The organism is Syntrophorhabdales bacterium (assembly GCA_035541455.1).
In the GTDB taxonomy this organism is placed as follows: domain Bacteria; phylum Desulfobacterota; class Syntrophorhabdia; order Syntrophorhabdales; family WCHB1-27; genus JADGQN01.
Window position 1 is genome coordinate 79,225 of the sequence record DATKNH010000046.1, and the last position, 16,255, is coordinate 95,479.

13 protein-coding genes are annotated in these 16,255 nt (G+C 54.7%); 5 read left to right on the forward strand and 8 right to left on the reverse strand.

From position 1 onward, the window contains the following. Positions 1–94 precede the first annotated feature (94 nt). Positions 95–1,339 (reverse strand): MFS transporter, encoded by a 1,245-nt coding sequence (locus VMT71_05365; GenBank protein HVN23378.1) that lies wholly within the window; start codon positions 1,337–1,339, stop codon positions 95–97. Positions 1,340–1,508: 169 nt separating this feature from the next. On the opposite strand from VMT71_05365, the gene VMT71_05370 reads away from it, so the two are divergent. The 3 genes from VMT71_05370 (at position 1,509) to ppk2 (ending at position 4,801) form a co-directional block, all read left to right on the forward strand. After that, on the forward strand, positions 1,509–2,990 hold the full coding sequence (locus tag VMT71_05370; protein ID HVN23379.1) for a UbiD family decarboxylase: 1,482 nt from the start codon (positions 1,509–1,511) through the stop codon (positions 2,988–2,990). Further along, the gene (locus tag VMT71_05375; GenBank protein ID HVN23380.1) at positions 2,987–3,823 is read left to right on the forward strand and encodes an alpha/beta hydrolase; all 837 of its coding nucleotides are present in this window, start codon (positions 2,987–2,989) and stop codon (positions 3,821–3,823) included. Before VMT71_05370 ends, VMT71_05375 begins: the two co-directional genes overlap by 4 nt. A 168-nt stretch (positions 3,824–3,991) precedes the next feature. Next, positions 3,992–4,801, forward strand: a complete 810-nt coding sequence (gene ppk2, locus VMT71_05380; GenBank protein HVN23381.1) for a polyphosphate kinase 2 — start codon at positions 3,992–3,994, stop codon at positions 4,799–4,801. A 197-nt stretch (positions 4,802–4,998) separates the two neighbouring features. On the opposite strand, the gene VMT71_05385 is transcribed toward ppk2, so the two are convergent. From VMT71_05385 to VMT71_05405, 5 genes are all read right to left on the reverse strand, one after another. Further along, positions 4,999–6,543: an AAA family ATPase gene (locus VMT71_05385; GenBank protein HVN23382.1), complete on the reverse strand. Its 1,545-nt coding sequence runs from the start codon at positions 6,541–6,543 to the stop codon at positions 4,999–5,001. A 333-nt stretch (positions 6,544–6,876) separates the two neighbouring features. Next, on the reverse strand, positions 6,877–7,248 hold the full coding sequence (locus VMT71_05390) for a PEP-CTERM sorting domain-containing protein (protein ID HVN23383.1): 372 nt from the start codon (positions 7,246–7,248) through the stop codon (positions 6,877–6,879). 9 nt (positions 7,249–7,257) lie between these two features. Further along, on the reverse strand, positions 7,258–7,986 hold the full coding sequence (locus VMT71_05395) for a PEP-CTERM sorting domain-containing protein (GenBank protein HVN23384.1): 729 nt from the start codon (positions 7,984–7,986) through the stop codon (positions 7,258–7,260). Positions 7,987–8,481: 495 nt separating this feature from the next. Next, positions 8,482–8,700 (reverse strand): helix-turn-helix domain-containing protein, encoded by a 219-nt coding sequence (locus tag VMT71_05400; GenBank protein ID HVN23385.1) that lies wholly within the window; start codon positions 8,698–8,700, stop codon positions 8,482–8,484. Positions 8,701–8,896: 196 nt separating this feature from the next. Then, positions 8,897–9,406, reverse strand: coding sequence for a BON domain-containing protein (locus VMT71_05405; protein ID HVN23386.1), 510 nt, complete (start codon positions 9,404–9,406; stop codon positions 8,897–8,899). Positions 9,407–9,874: 468 nt separating this feature from the next. Between VMT71_05405 and VMT71_05410 the strand changes: the two genes are divergently transcribed. Then, positions 9,875–12,349 (forward strand): DUF3536 domain-containing protein, encoded by a 2,475-nt coding sequence (locus tag VMT71_05410; GenBank protein ID HVN23387.1) that lies wholly within the window; start codon positions 9,875–9,877, stop codon positions 12,347–12,349. Between the two features lie 69 nt (positions 12,350–12,418). On the opposite strand, the gene VMT71_05415 is transcribed toward VMT71_05410, so the two are convergent. Next, positions 12,419–13,885 carry an amidase gene (locus tag VMT71_05415; GenBank protein HVN23388.1) on the reverse strand — a complete coding sequence of 489 codons (1,467 nt, stop codon included), beginning with the start codon at positions 13,883–13,885 and terminating at the stop codon, positions 12,419–12,421. A gap of 337 nt (positions 13,886–14,222) precedes the next feature. On the opposite strand from VMT71_05415, the gene VMT71_05420 reads away from it, so the two are divergent. Beyond that, entirely contained in the window at positions 14,223–15,761 is a 1,539-nt protein-coding gene (locus VMT71_05420; protein HVN23389.1) for an FAD-dependent oxidoreductase, read from the forward strand. Between the two features lie 29 nt (positions 15,762–15,790). Here the strand turns inward: VMT71_05420 and VMT71_05425 are convergent. Continuing rightward, on the reverse strand, positions 15,791–16,255 hold a 465-nt coding region (locus VMT71_05425), incomplete at its 5' end, for a flavodoxin family protein (GenBank protein HVN23390.1).

A 16,255-nucleotide genomic window follows, 5' to 3' on the forward strand; every position in this document is an offset into this window, starting at 1 on the left:
CTCCGTCCCTCCTTAGTGCTTATACCAAGTTGCATTCAAAAATAACACCCGGAAGCGGGCACCCGAAAGCTGTATGAATGAAGGTAACTTGGTGTTATCTGCTTTTCAGTGCGGGTTTGAGCAGTGCCGCCAGCAGCGCACCCGCGGCTGACACGACTACGCCGATCCAGAAGATCAGATCGTAGTGGCCCATGCGATCGAATATGTAGCCTGCTATATACGCGCCTACGGTTGCCGAGCCCGACTCTGCAACCCCAAGGACGCCGACAATCAGGCCAAGCGACGCCAGTCCAAATGCTTCGGACGCCACCGAGAACCGGAGCACTGCCTGGTTGCCCCAGGCCAGACCGAAGATAAGCGCGTAAGCGTAGAGCATCCACAGATCCTTTGCCCACAGCGCAATCAGCAGTGCTCCGGTCGTCATGACAAAGCTCGCAATGAAGGTTTTACGATTCCCCACATAATCGATGAGCCGGCCCATGCCTAGTCTGCCGAAAGAACTGGCTCCCCAGATGACCGCCAGGACTGTCGCGCCATCCATCAGTGAGAAACCGAGATCCTGCACGTGTGCCGGCGTGTGCGACGCGAAGGTCGATCTGCAAAATCCGAAAACCGCATAGCAACCAAAAATGATCCAGAATTGTGGGCTCACAAATGCTGACCGCATGGAGAGACCGGTGACTTCATCCGACTTGCCTTCTTCTGTGCTGGAATGAGCTGTCACAGCCGAACCGTCGGGGTGTTGCCCCATGACGTTGGGGTCACGCACGAAGAGAAGCCCCGCACCGACTATTGCCACAAGATTGATGATGCCGTAGATCAAATAGCCATAACGCCAGCCGAACCCGAGGATCAGGTGTCCTGCGAGCGGAGGGAAGAGAAGGCCACCGAATCCTCCGCCTGCCTGGACGATACCCATCATTGTTCCCCTTCTTTTCACATACCAGCGCGATATCGTGACCATCACTGGCACAGTAAGCGTGCTCATGCCTATGCCGCCGACAAGCGCATAAACCGCTTGAAACTGCCATAGCGCTGTCACGCGGGAGAGCATCAGGTAGCAGATGCCCAGGCCTGAGCCCAGACCTGCAATCACCAGACGCGGTCCCAGCTTATCCGTTAACCAGCCCATCGCCACGGCAAAGGCTGCTTGCGAAAGGAATGATAAGGAGTAGGCAAGCGAGGCATCGGCCCGGGACCAGCCGAACTCTGCAATGAGCGGCTTCAGGAATACGCTGAAGGATGGCGTAAATGCACCCCAGCCCACAAACCAGATGATGAAACCTGCGGCCGTTATTATGTTACCGTAGAAAAACTTTTCTTTTTTCAAAACAGCCATTGACCAAGCGTACCATCGTTGAAATCAGAGATGCAAGGCTGTGGTCGTAGAGCCAAAGGTGCGCGTGCACCCGGGCTGCGCTCGTGATTGCACAATGCCACTTGACTTTAACGGCACCGCTGATAACCTATGTAGGCGTCTTGTCGACAGCGCCTGATGGAGGGATTGAATGAACGTGCAGTATAACGACTTGCGGGAATGGCTTGCACGCGTCGAAGAGATGGGTGAACTGAAGAGAGTGAGCGGTGTCCGTCTCGAGGAGGATGTGGGCCGCATAGCTGAGCTCTCCGCCTCGACTGATCAGGGACCTGCACTGATGCTCTCAGGTTTTTCTGGGTATGAGCAGGGATACTCAATACTGTTAAACCCCTTCGGAACCACGCGTATGATCGCGTTTACCTTTGGCTTTCCGGAAGAGAAAGACCGTCTGAAGCTCCTCGAGCATTTCAGCGATCGCATCGACAAACTGCAGTTGCTTCCTCCGAAATACGTCGACGGAGGGCCGCTTCTTGAAAATGTTGCCACAGGAAGCAAAGTCGATCTCATGAAATTTCCTGTGCCCAAATGGCATAAGGACGATGGCGGACCATACATAGGCACAGGTTGCCTTGTGATAACACGCGATCCTGACTCAGGCTCCGTCAATGTCGCACCGTACCGGAGTCAGCTCCACGACAGGAAAAGCGTGGGGTTCTACTCGTTGCCCGGGCATCACGGCAGAGCCCACCGGGACAAATTCTATGGCCGTGGGGAGCCGTGTCCTGTAGCCATGGTTTTTGGAAGCGATCCGCTCCTGTTCACCGGAGGCATGGCGGAGCTGCCCTACGGCACATGCGAATTCGACTGGATCGGTGGGTGGCGTGGTGAACCGCTGGAAGTAATCAAGGGCCCGGTGACGGGTCTTCCCATCCCGGCGAGGGCCGAGATTGCGATAGAAGGTTTCTCCTATCCGGGCCGGGCGAAGTATGAGGGGCCGTTTGGGGAATTTACCGGCTACTATGCATCCGGCGCTCAGGACGAACCTTTTGTCGACGTCGAAGCAGTCTACCACAGGAACGATCCTGTTCTGCTGGGCATGCCGCCCATGAAGCCGCCGTACGATGCGGACAAGGCGAGGCAATACCTCCAATCGGCGATTCTCCTGCAGCAGCTTAGAAGACAGGGTATACGCGGCATTAGCAGCGCCTGGTGCTTCGGAGTAGGCGGCTGCCGCTTTCTTGTCGTGGTCGGGATCGATCAGCAGTATTTCGGCCATTCACGGCAGGTCGGCCATGCAGCGTACACCACAACAGTCGCAAATATCGGCGGAAAGATAGTAATTGTTGTTGATGACGACATCGACGTAAGTGATCTGAATGATGTCATGTGGGCAGTACTGACGCGAAGCGACCCTGCTACGTCGATAGACATTGTGCCGCGCGCGACTAGCTGGGCCCTTGATCCGCGCCTCTCGCCCGAGGACAGGGCTGCGCGCCGCTTCTTTAACTCACGCGCTATCATTGATGCGACAAAGCCTTACGAGTGGAAGGATCAATTCCCGAAACCTGTAAGATCAGATATCCAATACCGGCACGAAACCGAGCGACTCTTCGGCCACCTTTTCAGCACTGAACAAGCTGAAAGAAAATCGTTAGAAGGTGAAAAAACATGAAAATCAGGGCAAACGATATATATATCAATTACGAAATCAATGGCGGTGGTGATTGGCTTATCCTTATTCATGGAGCGGGGGATAATCTCGCCATCTGGTATAACCAGGTCCCTGTCTTCTCCAAAGAGTATAATGTGCTCACCTACGACATGCGCGGGCACGGCCTCACGGAAGTGGCCGAAGGCGATTACACCAGCGGTGTCTGGGCCGATGATCTCTATGCGCTGATTAACGAGCTCGGCGTGAGGCGAGCCTCTGTGCTAGGCTATTCCCTCGGAGGCATGATCGCGGCAATGCTTGCCACCGAACACCCTGAGATGGTCAATGCCCTCGTACTGGCAGGGGTTGCGGGTGCAGCAGTGGGACTCGGCGATCGCACGGTTTGGGAGGAGCGGCGCAACGCGCAAATGGCTATCCTTGAAAAAGAAGGCATGACAGGAATCATCAAAGAAAGAATTCACGTCGATTCCTCCACTACGTTTTCTGCAGGCTTTGCCGAGAAGCATACGGATATGATCAAGAAATATGAGGAAGCTTTGGCGATATCCAGCGCCGCAGGGTACAGAAAGGTGCTTGAATCCATGGGTCGAAGGGGACGCCCCGTTGATTTCTCGAAGATAGTGTGCCCTGCGTTGATCATAGTAGGCGAGCATGATCGCTGGTCCGGACCGGAAGCAGGCAAAGTAATGCAGCAGCGAATAGCAGGCTCTGAGCTGGTTGTGCTTCCTACGGGGCACGCCTGCCAGATTGAAGAGCCGGGAGCGTTCAACGAGGTCGTGCTTTCTTTCTTGCGTAGGGCCGTACCCCAGGAAAGGTCTGCAGCCGCACCGTAGAGCCCAACCTTCGGACGTAAAAATAGACTCGGGCCCTTTGGATTATTTGTTATTCTGAAGCGTTCGTGTTCGTGTTTCTCCTTGACTGTCAATGTTTCACGTGGTACCGTGCGGAAAATGACCTGATACTATATACGTTTTAGAGATACTATACGGAGGAGTAAAACGATGCGTAAGAATAGCGCGAAAGCAAAAGAAAGCGACAACAAACTGAAGAACAAGGAGTACCTGAAAAAACTCGCCAAGCTGCATGTGGAGTTGGTCAAACTGCAGGAGTGGGTCAAAGCGAAGGGGCTCAAGGTCATTATCGTCTTCGAAGGGCGGGACGGCGCTGGGAAAGGCGGGGTGATCAAGGCAATCACCGAGCGGGTGAGCCCGCGCGTCTTTCGCGTGGTGGCGTTGACGGCGCCGACTGAGCGGGAGAAAAGCCAGATGTACGTTCAACGGTACATGGCGCATTTCCCGGGTGCCGGCGAAGTGGTCATCTTCGACCGCAGCTGGTACAACCGTGCTGGTGTGGAGCGGGTGATGAGATTCTGTACCGAGGAGCAGTCGAAGAAGTTCCTTCAGTTGGTGCCGCTCGTCGAAAAGGCGATGGTCGAGTCAGGGATCATCCTGCTCAAGTACTGGCTCGAGGTCAGCCCCGAAGAGCAGACCCGCCGCCTTGAAGGGCGGATCAATGATGGGCGCAAGATTTGGAAGCTCTCGCCCATGGATATCGAGTCCTACAACCGCTGGTACGATTACTCCCGGGCGCGCGACGACATGTTTAAAGCGACGGATACTGCCTGGGCGCCGTGGTTTGTTGCAAAATCCGATGATAAGAAACGCGCGCGATTAAACATCATCTCGCACCTTCTCAGCAAGATTCCTTATAAGAAAACGCCTCACGAAAAAGTGAAACTGCCGAAGCGGCAAGCAGACAAGAAATACCGGGAGCCAGACTATCCGTACAAGTACGTTCCTGAGGTGAGCTGAAGAAATCGCGTCGTGAATGCGAAACTAATCCCAGCTCGTTCCTAGACCCCAAGCACAATTTCTATCTTCAGCAATGCTGACAGAGGCGCACAGTGAATGCATAGGTTGAGTCCTGTGGTGCGACCCAATCGGGCTCATGAAGGCATTTTCGAAGTGCAAGAGCCGAACTCCTTGAATGACCTCAGGCCCGTCGGTGTCTAACGCCCCAGTACAGCCCACGCTGCATCTTGCTTCAGCGACAGGGCATCCTGATCTGCAGGATGTGGCCGGTAAGGGGCGACCGGCTGATAAGGCTTCTCCTGGTCGTGGACATGGGCCTGAGACGGCTGCTCCTGATTATGGAGCAATGGTTGAGGCGGTTGCTTCCGCTCGTAGGCGAGGGTCCGAGGTGGTTTTCTCTGCTCATGGACTACTTGGCGTCGAGGCACTTGTCTCTTGACCGAAATGCTCGGCACCGGCGCGGGCCTCTTGTTCTGCTCGGCCGGCATAGACAAGGCGGATCCTTTTTCGGCGATAACGGTTCGTACCCCACTCTCACTGGTTTCTTTGGGTGGGACATGTTGCAGGGTCGAAACGACAAGGAGTATCAGACCTGCCATGACAAGTGCTGAACCGGCCGCCAGCTGGTATACAGGTCTTCCCCAGAGCCTTCGTGCAGGGACCGGTTCAGATGCGAGTTCTTCAGGACGTGGTTCTTCAGCCGGGAGCGGTTCCGGCACGGGTTCTGCGGTCAGCGGTTCCGGCACGGGTTCTGCGGTCAGGATAGGTTCGGGCAGCGACACAGGCTTCAGGGATCGCACCCATTCCAGAAGCTGGTGTAGAAGCTGGTATATGGGTCTTTCCCAGAGCCTTCGTGCGGGGACCGGTTCAGATGCGAGTTCTTCAGGACGTGGTTCTTCAGCCGGGAGGGGTTCCGGGAGGGGTCTTTTCGCTTCCCTGGGCTGGGAAAGTCTCAAATCCTCAATGGCCTCGTTGACGATCCTGGTATCAATTTTCCGCCTGTACATGCCGTAGCCGACAAGAAGAGCTCCTTCGCAGACTGTGTTGATCGTTCGGGGATTGCCGGCGGCACAATCGCAAATCCGGTCGACCGCCTCTGGCTTGAATACCTCTAAGCTGGAACTGCCCACTATCCTTAAACGGTGGTCTATATAGGCGCTCGATTCTTGCCGGGTGAGGGGTCTAACATGGTACCGGAAAGCAATCATGTCGCGGAGGCTCTTCAACTCCTGAGCATCGAGCTTTGTCTCAAGCCCAGGTTGTCCGATAAGTACGGCTTGGAGCTGCAGGTACGGGTTATCAGTGGCCCACAGACTCACGAGGTCGTTGAGGACACTCACGTCCAGACCCTGTGCCTCGTCTATAATGATGGCCACGGTTTCATCCTGAGGCGTCTCGAAGAGGTACCGGTAAAACATTTCCAGAAGAACCGACGTGTCCTGCCCCCCTGTCAAAATCCCGAGGTCGCGACAAATACTCTTCAGGAGGTCGCTAAACTCCAGGAGCGTGAAGACAATCAAGGCCGTCCTTACTTTCTGATCCAATTGTGCGAGCAATGCGCGGATGAGCACTGTTTTTCCTACTCCCGGATCTCCGGTTATGACTGTGAGACTCTTCCGCTCCTTTATTCCCGAGAGCATACCGCGGTATGCTTCAGCGTGACTCGGCGTCAGGTAGAGAAATCTGAGGTCTGGTCCGGAATTAAAGGGTTCTCCTGAGAAGCCGTAAAAACGCTCGTACATGAGGCTTCAGCTCCACTGAAGATGCGGCATAACCAACCCGCGAGTCGAAATAAACTCGTGCCGGCTCAGGTAGGGCGCGACGCAATCGTCCGCCCCATGCTCTTTTGATAATCACGAGGATACACTCTGTCAACTTTACCGTTGGATTAGATGGCCCACCTGCGTTCGAGCGGAATGCCTTTCTTCAAGCGCTGCAGGGTCGTCTCGTTACGCGTAAATCAAACGGGCTTCGGCTGAACGATTGTCCACTGCACTTTTCAGCTTCTTCATTGAGATGCAAAAAGACAAGGGGCAGAGCTCAGCAGGCTCTGCCCCTTGTTTCGTGAAAGGTGATTAGTTTCTCGCTCTCCGAACTTTTATCGCCAGCCCAAGCACCCCGAGACCGAGGAGCAGCCCGACAACCGGCTCCGGCACGGTGGCGATGGTAACCGGGTCGTTCATCGCGGTAGCTCCGCACCCCGCACTTCCAGGGCTTTGCGAGAACCCGTTGGTGACACCCGAGGAGCGGGCTTGGTCAGCCGAGCTGGAGGAGCGGGCTTGGTCAGCCGAGTTTCGTGTCGAGGCCTCTCCAGAGGAAGCAGATGGTGCACCCATCCACCATCCGCCTCCATGACCGCTGCCGCCCATGCCATAGGCAGCCTGGGCGGACATGAAGATAAGGAGAAGCAAACCCAAGGCTGTTATTTTACCCTTTTGCGTTATCATGACGCGCCTCTACTTTTTGCTTCTGAAGGACGTTCTCCTTGCAGCCGCGCCAAGTCCGAGCAAGCCTGCTCCCAGAAGAAGCAGCACGCTCGGCTCGGGAACGGCTTGAACAAAAATGTGCGTGGCATAGTTCATGTCGCCGCCGCCACTCATGGTGACATCTGTCCTCGATGTCAGGGAGTAGGCTCCTGCACCCCTCGTGAATAGTCCCGAGACGTCCATCCCGTTTCCGCTGTTAAAATTCGCGTGAGGGGAAAATGCCGGAGTGGCGGGCTGGTTACCGTTCGAAAAGGTTCCGGGGATCGTGAGCAAACCATTGGCGCTATCGGCCCACATTCGAAAAGTGACCGCCTGACTGATGCCGGGTTCATTTCCATAGGTGCCGCCCATTCCGCTGAAGATTTGCAGTTGGTTTGATGCAGAGGTGGGAAGGGTGTAGTCCTGTTCAGCTACAAACATGTGTAGCGTGTGACTGGCAGTGACATTTTCCGACACCGTGGTGACCGAACTCAACATGTTACTTCCCCCGGCAGCATTCTGGGCAGTCGCACCGAAAATACTTACGGTGAAGTCCCCGAAAATCCCCGAAAAGCTGAGGTTGTTGAAGTCTGCTCCACTTGCCACTACTGTCTGCGCCCCCGCGTCCTCCGATAAGACCAGTTCAAAAGTAGCCATCGCCGGTGTTCCCACCAGCATCAAGGCAAGTACCAGGGCCGCCAATCCGATGAGCTTTTTCATTTATAACCCTCCTTTTCTTGTCCCGTCCCCACTAACGTCCGGTGCATAGCATATGCCAGGATGGCAATGCATGGCGGAGATATCACGTATGGTGTCGATTATACTGCCTCTTTAGAAGAACCGTCGCACTACATCAGGTTTTGAGGGAGGATTGATCACATAGCGCATTGTAAAGTGTTCCGGCACGGTACTACGTGAACTAAATCAGATTAGCATTAACATAAAGAAAGTTTGATTAAGGTTGATTAATTGAGAATCGTAAAGTTTTGCGACATATCCCGTACACAACGCAGAGGCCGCATCAGGAATTGGTTAGCATCGGTTACTTGTCCGTCGCCTTGGATTGCAGCTTGAGCCGACCAGCATGGAAAGGCGGCACGGGTGAAAGAAGAATGAATTCTCGCGTGATGATGCCTGCGGTGTTCGTGCGAGCGCGTGACGGCAGTAACATCCATAAAAACTTCAACGGACTCCCGTGTTGCTCGTGCTAATCTCTCACGCGCGCATCTTGCTCGCCACTTCGGGAATCTGCCCGATTTCTCTATCGTGGATAAATCTCTTCAGCTCTCCGCGTCTCATGTAGACTTTTCGTGCTGACAGCTTTACCAGCGAAATCTTTCCCTGTTTTGCCCATTTCCACAGGGTGACATTGGAGATGCTCAAGAGCCTTCTGACTTCTTTGAGCGGCAGGAGATCTACATCATCTGTATCCATACCGCGAACATAATCCCTCCATGCAGGAGAGTCAAGGAAGGCCGCGAGTGTTTCCCCTCGGGCAAACCGAATCATTGTGAACGCTGGACCGGTTGAGCCAATTTCGAAGTTCTCGTGCGACAATGGCTGGACTGAAGCGAAGTGGTCTATGGTTTAGCGTCTCCCACGAGAAGAAGACAGCTCGCCGCGGAGTATCTCACCGGGCCACCTGGATGAACGATTTCACAGCCTTTACGCCGCGTGTAGCGCAGGCTATTGCGATGATCCTTTCGGCTTTTGAGCGCGAACTGACGACGCCGATCAGTACCACATGCCCATCAATCACGGCCATGTCCATCTGGTCTACCTTGAGGTCTGAATCGAGCGCCATCTCAAAGTAAAGCTCCACCTTGATGAGGAAATCGCGCATCAGGGACTGACTCGGAAGGAAATAGGTTTCCACCTTCCTCACCCCCTGAATCTGACGCGCAATGCTCACCGCTTCGCCGCCGGCTTTTGAACCATGCTCGACAACTCCCGCGAGCACCACAATACCATTGCGGCAGAAGACGCCCATTGTACCAGTCCCTTCTACACCGGACACCAGAAGTTCCCCTTTGATTTGCCCTGAGATCCTCGCGTCATCCTCTTGTTGTCCCAATGACCGCTCGTCAGTTGCCGCGTCATAGCCCTCCCTTCCTACGAATCGATACACGGCATCATTCACAGAACCTGCTCAGCCGGCAAGAAGGACAGCCAAAATCAGGAAAACACGCCCTTCCACGGCGACGCGGCCACCTTTTCTTCCACAGCGCATACGAGTACACTAGGACAGACGCGGTCGCTCCGCAAGGTGGGTGGCGCGACTTCTCGGTGGAGAAGGAGGAGGCGCTTTTCGATCAGACGATCCCCGCGTCTCTTGACAATAAAGATTCATAGATTAGGTTCTACTTAGAAAGCACTCTCGACACCGAAGCAAACAGGGTAAGCATGCTCGAGCCTCGTATGAGGTAATGCCTTTGGATAATGCGCTACTATCCGAAGCGTTGCCCGGACACCAGACCAGGCTCATTACGCAATCTGTGTTTCAATCAGTGGCGGATCGGGACGCCCTGCTGCAGAGCGGGATGGAAGAAGCGCCACTCAATCCGCACGGTGTTGTTCTGTGCCGGGCAGCAACGACGTAGGAGACACTGTGGAGCGCTTTATCTGCATTCACGGACACTTCTATCAACCACCGAGAGAGAATCCCTGGCTTGAGGCCATAGAAGTTCAGGATTCGGCCCGTCCGTATCATGACTGGAATCAAAGAATCACCGCAGAATGCTATGCACCCAATAGTGCGTCGCGGATCCTCGATAAAGAGAATCGGATCCTTGACATCGTAGGCAACTACGCCAGGATGAGCTTTAATTTTGGCCCCACGCTCCTCTCATGGATGGAGACAGGGTCCCCGGAGGCATACCAGGCGATCCTCGAGGCTGACCGTGAAAGCACCGAAACTCATTCAGGGCACGGCAACGCGATTGCGCAAGTGTACAGCCATCTCATTATGCCTCTCGCCAACAGGCGCGACAAGCGCACCCAGATCAAGTGGGGGGTAAGAGACTTCACATATAGATTTAAGCGCAATCCCGAGGGCATGTGGCTTCCAGAAACCGCGGTCGACACGGAGACGCTTGAGATCATGGCCGCATGCGGGATCAAGTTCACCATTCTCGCCCCGCATCAGGCGGGCAAGATCAGGAAGCTTAAAGCAAGAGTATGGGAGGATGTCGGTGGGGGTCGGGTGGATCCGACAAGGCCATATCTCTGTAAATTGCCCTCGGGCCGCAGTATCACCTTGTTCTTCTACGACGGTCCGATAGCGAAGGCGGTGGCATTTGAAGACTTGCTGAATCGCGGGGAAGATTTTGTCGACCGACTGACCGCTGGGTTTTCCGATCAGAGGGAATGGCCTCAGGTGCTCCACGTCGCTACGGATGGAGAAACCTATGGCCATCATCACAAGTTCGCAGATATGGCTCTTGCTTTCGCCCTCCATCAGATAGAGGCGCAAGGCATCGCAAAGCTCACGAACTACGGAGCATATCTCGAAAAGTATCCTGCCGCGTACGAGGTTCAGATAGTGGAGAAGACTTCCTGGAGCTGCGCTCACGGCATAGAACGATGGAGAGCAGACTGCGGATGCAGCTCCGGTAGCCATCCAGGCTGGAACCAGGGATGGAGGGCTCCATTGCGTGAAGCACTTGACTGGCTGAGGGATCAGCTGGTCGATCCTTTTGAGGCAGAGTCCCGGGAGTACCTGAAGAACCCGTGGGAGGCCAGAGATGCCTATATAGAAGTGATCCTCAACCGGTCCGAAGAGAGCATAGATAGATTCTTAGAGAGGCATGCCCCGAGGAAACCGGCAGGGACAGAGAAGAGCGCAGTCCTGAAACTCATGGAGATGCAGCGACACCTCATGCTGATGTACACCAGCTGCGGTTGGTTCTTTGATGAACTCTCGGGAATTGAATCGATTCAGGTAATACAGTATGCAGCAAGGGCGATGCAGCTTGCTCAAGAAGTGTTCAAGGTGAATCTTGAGGATGGCTTCAGGGACAGGCTCGCAGCCGCAAAAAGCAATCTCGTCGAAGTGCGTGACGGAGCGCAGATCTACCAGAGGTTTGTAAAGCCTTCAATGGTAGGCCTTGAAAAGGTAGCTGCCCATTATGCGATCAGCTCGCTTATCGAGGATTATGATGATCCGGCACAGATTTACTGCTACGAGGTCAAAAGGGCGGATTACCAGAAAATGCAAGCCGGTGAAGCAAGGCTTGCCGTAGGACAGATCAGCGTGACGTCGACGGTAACCCTGGAATCGGACGTTGCCAGTTTCTCGGTGCTCCACCTGGGCGGTCATATCTTCAGCGGCGGAGTTGACGCGTCCTTAGAGAGTGACGCCTATCAGTCCATGAAACAGGAGATAATGACAGCCTTCGAAAAAGGAGCGATCGCCGATACCGTGCGGATTATGGACCGCCAAGCCGGTATGCAAGCGTACTCGCTACTCCAGCTCTTCAGGGATGAGCAGCGGAAGATACTGAACCACGTCATGAGCGAGACCCAGGCAGGATTTGAGCATACCTATCGGCTTATGTATGAGAATAACCAGCTCTTGATGCTCTTCTTGCAGGAGGCGGGAATGCCCGTACCAAAGACGTTTCTCAGCGCGGCAGAGTTCATCCTCAACGTCGAGATCAAACGCATGCTTGAAGCCGAAGAGATAGACTTCGAAAAGATTGGCAAACTTGTGAACGAAGTTGCCAGATGGCACCTTACACTGGATCAGATTGACCTCGAGTTCACGTTGAGGCGCAAGCTTGAAGGAGTGATGCAGGCATTGCATCAGACGCCTTCAGATCTTCCTTTGCTCTCGAAGGTGCACAGACTTATGGAACAGGTGCCGTCGCTGCCTCTGGCAGTGAATCTCTGGCGTATTCAAAACATGTACTTCGAGATGGCAAGAACCGTCTATGTAGAGATGCTTACAAAGGCCGGGTCGGGCGACCAGTATGCGGGACAATGGACAGAACGGTTCAGGCAGCTGGGGCAGACCCTTTCCTTCAACATCGCCTTTGTCCTGGGAGAAATAAACAGGCCGCCGCTCCGGGATCAGGCAAGCTGACAACTGCTCCGGCTGTGACCGCCATACTAAAGTCGGCTGACTGATTGAAGAGTTGTGTAGGCTGTCTGATTAGAGCGCCGGGGGCTTTCTGACCCTGGTGCCCTGCTCAAACGCGTACGCAATGCCCAGTAATTTTTCATCCTCCCACGGCCGCACCACTATTTGCAACCCTATGGGAAGCCCTGCCTGACTGTACCCTGCAGGTATAGTGATAGCAGGATAGTTAATGACGTTAAAGGGGTTGGTATTTCTTGTCAAGGTGGTGATCGTGGGAAGTTTCTTTCCCTCCAGGTCAACGACAGCATCCTCACCAATCTTCGGGGCCGGCATTACCGTGGTTGGTACGAGCAAGGCGTCCAGTCCGCGCATGGCCTCTTCGAAACCTGCGATCACTCTCGCACGCGACTCCCGCATGGTTTTCACGTAGACGTAGCCCGGAACAGGCTTGGAGTCGGGCAAGCCTTTCTGACTACCCAGTGTTGCCTGCAAATCGGGGCCTAACTGGTCCAGGTACTCATCGATGATCGCATGCTCGTCAAATGCCTTCAGATAGTCCTCGATAAGAAAGATACATTCCGTCAGCACCTGCGCAATCTGGGCTTTCAGAAGATCAGTGTTTTTCACCTGAACTTCCTTGACGGTTCCTCCCATCTTTTTTATTTCCCGAACCGCATTATCGAAGACCCTTCTCGTATCCGAATGGATCACGTCGAAAAAATAGTTCACAGGGACGCCGAATCTTTTGCCTTTTAACGTCCCTTTCTTCGCCAACGCGGCGTAATGGGGCACCGGCTCACTCGCACTTTCCGGGTCCCGCGGATCCGGTCCGGAAATGGCTTCCAGAATGAGCGCGGAGTCGACAACGGTTCTGGTGATAGGTCCAATCACGTCCCGACTGAAGGAAAGATGCATGAGGCCTCCCCTCCCGACCCTCCCGAACGACGGTTTGAGCCCGACCAGGCTGCAGAGGGCCGCAGGTATTCTTACAGAACCGCCTGTATCAGACCCCAGTGAAGCGGCACAGAGGCCCGCAGCTGTGGCAGCGGCAGAGCCGCCGCTCGATCCTCCCGGGATCCTCAAACGATCGTATGGATTTCTCGTGGGCCCGTAATGAGGGTTGTTGGTCGTCACGCCAAAGGCCAGTTCATGCATGTTTGTCTTGCCAAGAATTATGGCCCCGGCGTCTTTCAGCTTTCGTATTACGTGCGCGTCGCGTTGCGGACGCCAGTCAGCCAGAATTTTTGTACCTCCCGTTGTTCTGACGCCCTGGGTATCGAGATTGTCCTTCACGGCTATTGGCATGCCGTGCAGCGGACCTCTGAACTGTTTTGCCCTGGCAAGTTTGTCCAGCTCTTTCGCCTGCCTGAGGGCAGCATCGGCCATAACCGTGATGTAGGCATTGAGCCCCTCGCGACCGTCCACCTTCGTGATACGTTCAAGGTGAAGCTCGATGAGCCGTTTCGACGTGATCTCTCCTCTGCGGATCATTTTAGACAGATCAGTCAGTGAGAGAATTGCCAGTTCAAAATGTACCACAGACCTTGCCCACATCTAGTCGTTTGTTGCTCTCGCCACCACGAGCCCAGTTGGGCGGCCAGAGTGCTGCCTTTTCTGCCCTGGTTCTCCCTGAGCAGTTTGACAAACAACGTTAGCAGGAAAGGTTCGTTCTTGTAAAGATGTTTCAAAGACGAGAGGTCCAAGCCCGGCGTACACGCAAGGTAAAGAAGAGATACTCTCTATCGCCGGAAAAAAGCCTCGTTTTGCGGCAGACCTCTAATGTGATCTGTCTCCGGCTTGACCAGCAAGGCTTGACAGGCAGCCTGCGCCCAGCCTATGTTGGGATACAGGCAGCTTCAAGGTGCTCGTTTCTGCGATGGATACGAGACAGGAGCTGGCACGAAAAATGACACTCAAGGTCGATACGGCAATTATCGGAGGCGGAATTACCGGGCTCTACACGTGCCTACAGCTATGGAAGCAGAAGGGCCCAGCACACAGGATGGCGCTCTTCGAGTCCTCCAACCGCCTTGGGGGCCGGATTGAAACGGTCGAGATGGACGGTTTCCTGGCAGAATACGGCCCTATGCGATTTGAGAAAAGAGCGCAGCCGCTCCTCATGGATCTGATCCACGAGTTGAACCTTCAAACAAGCCATTTCCCTCCCTACATGGCAGCAACCGACCCGGAATCGCTATACAGTCTCGAGGAGGATGATCAGTGGTCTCCGGGAGGTGGTTCCGGCGTCGTGCTGAACGCTTTGGAGCTACTCACGCTCGGGATTCTGCGGGTGCTGCAGGCCAGTGGTGGCGATCTCAACAACCCCAGGGATCCGCGCCACTGGGAATGGTGGGCGGGACTGGGTGAAAGCTTCTATCATGAACTCAGAACTGCAGCAACCTTCCGCGGGGAACCGCTGTACAAAGGCGGCTTCTGGAATATCCTGAGCTCTGTCCTGAGCCATCGGGCACTGACGAAGATCATCAATTGCGGAACCTTCTACCATTCGATCCATCAGAATCCAAGCGCAGCCGAGTGCATCATTTTTTGGTTACGAGGACTCCACCCCAACGAGACCATGGTGGGAATCAAAGAGGGCACTGAAGCTTTGATCACAAAGCTGGCAGAGAAGCTCTCGTCTCTTCAGCCCGAACCGATTCCTCTCTACAGGAACCATAAGCTGATGGCCATTGAAGAGCGCGAGGGAGGCTATCTTCGCCTCGCCTTATCAGCGCTGGAAGGGCGCATCGTCACGGTCTATGCACGGCATGTGGTGCTTGCCCTTCCCCGGAGCCCGTTGAGAAAACTCGCGATGTTCTTCCCCGAGGGGATCGTCCACCTAGTCGACTCGGTTATTCCCATTCCGCTTTTTAAATGTTTCTTTGTCACGAAAGAACCGTGGTGGAACCAATCTACATTGCCTCAAACCGGGGCCTCATCCGTGCCTACCCGGGAACTTCACTATTACTATCGAGAAGAAGGAGCCGAGAAACGAGGCATGGTCATGGTCTATGGAGATTCTCCTTCCAAGCACTACTGGCAAGGCTTTGTCACAGAGGATCCGCACGCCCACGTGGAGCTGAACGAAGATAACCGGTTGCGTGATTATTACGGTAAGTATTTGAGCCTGGCCCCGTATGTTGCCGGCCGCCGGGAACGTGAAGCCCGAGCCAACACGCTTACCTGTTTTGGTATCCGTGACTTCAGCCGTGAGCCTTTTGAAGCGGGTGTTCATCTCTGGAAACCCGGGGTGCAGATTGAAGAAGCAATAAGGAAACTGTCGGCGTTTCCTCTTTCCCGGGCCCGTCACACGCGCAACCGCCTTCATATCTGCGGCGAGGCCTATTCTGATTTTCAGGGATTCATTGAGGGTGGCCTGAGGACAGCCCTTGCCGTGGTGCAGCAAATAAAGTAACGGCAGTCGCCGCATGAAGATGAGGCCGCCTACGGGTGAAGCCTTTTCAGAAGCCATGCCATTTTCTGGCCGAGCGTACTTGCTGCCTGCATCCCTTCCTCGTCCTTCTCGACGTCGCCCCTTTCCTTCGCGACGCCCAGGGCGCGGCCGGCAACGATCACCTCATTGCTCAGGAAGAAATGGTTCATCGCGTCCACCGTATGCATGCCTCCGGAGCGCCGAAAACAGGCGATCGAAGCTCCGACTTTGTTCCGGTACATCTTCCCATTGGCAAGACCGACAAAGCCAACGCGGTCGATCAGCGCCTTCATCTCTGAGGTCACGTCTTGGAAATAGACCGGAGAGCCCAGTATGATACCGTGCGCATGCACGATCTTCTCGATGTACTCATTTAGCGCGTCATTTTCTATACCGCATCGCCGATTCTGCTCTTCGTGACACTTGAAGCACGCGACACAGCCCCGGATTCTTTTTTCCGAAAGCTGCACCAGTTC

Coding starts and splice junctions, on each gene's coding strand:
- VMT71_05365 (HVN23378.1), bottom strand. CDS start 1,339: ATGGCTGTTTTGAAAAAAGAAAAGTTTTTCTACGGTAACATAATAACG.
- VMT71_05420 (HVN23389.1), top strand. CDS start 14,223: ATGGATACGAGACAGGAGCTGGCACGAAAAATGACACTCAAGGTCGAT.
- ppk2 (HVN23381.1), top strand. CDS start 3,992: ATGCGTAAGAATAGCGCGAAAGCAAAAGAAAGCGACAACAAACTGAAG.
- VMT71_05375 (HVN23380.1), top strand. CDS start 2,987: ATGAAAATCAGGGCAAACGATATATATATCAATTACGAAATCAATGGC.
- VMT71_05395 (HVN23384.1), bottom strand. CDS start 7,986: ATGAAAAAGCTCATCGGATTGGCGGCCCTGGTACTTGCCTTGATGCTG.
- VMT71_05370 (HVN23379.1), top strand. CDS start 1,509: ATGAACGTGCAGTATAACGACTTGCGGGAATGGCTTGCACGCGTCGAA.
- VMT71_05400 (HVN23385.1), bottom strand. CDS start 8,700: ATGGATACAGATGATGTAGATCTCCTGCCGCTCAAAGAAGTCAGAAGG.
- VMT71_05390 (HVN23383.1), bottom strand. CDS start 7,248: ATGATAACGCAAAAGGGTAAAATAACAGCCTTGGGTTTGCTTCTCCTT.
- VMT71_05385 (HVN23382.1), bottom strand. CDS start 6,543: ATGTACGAGCGTTTTTACGGCTTCTCAGGAGAACCCTTTAATTCCGGA.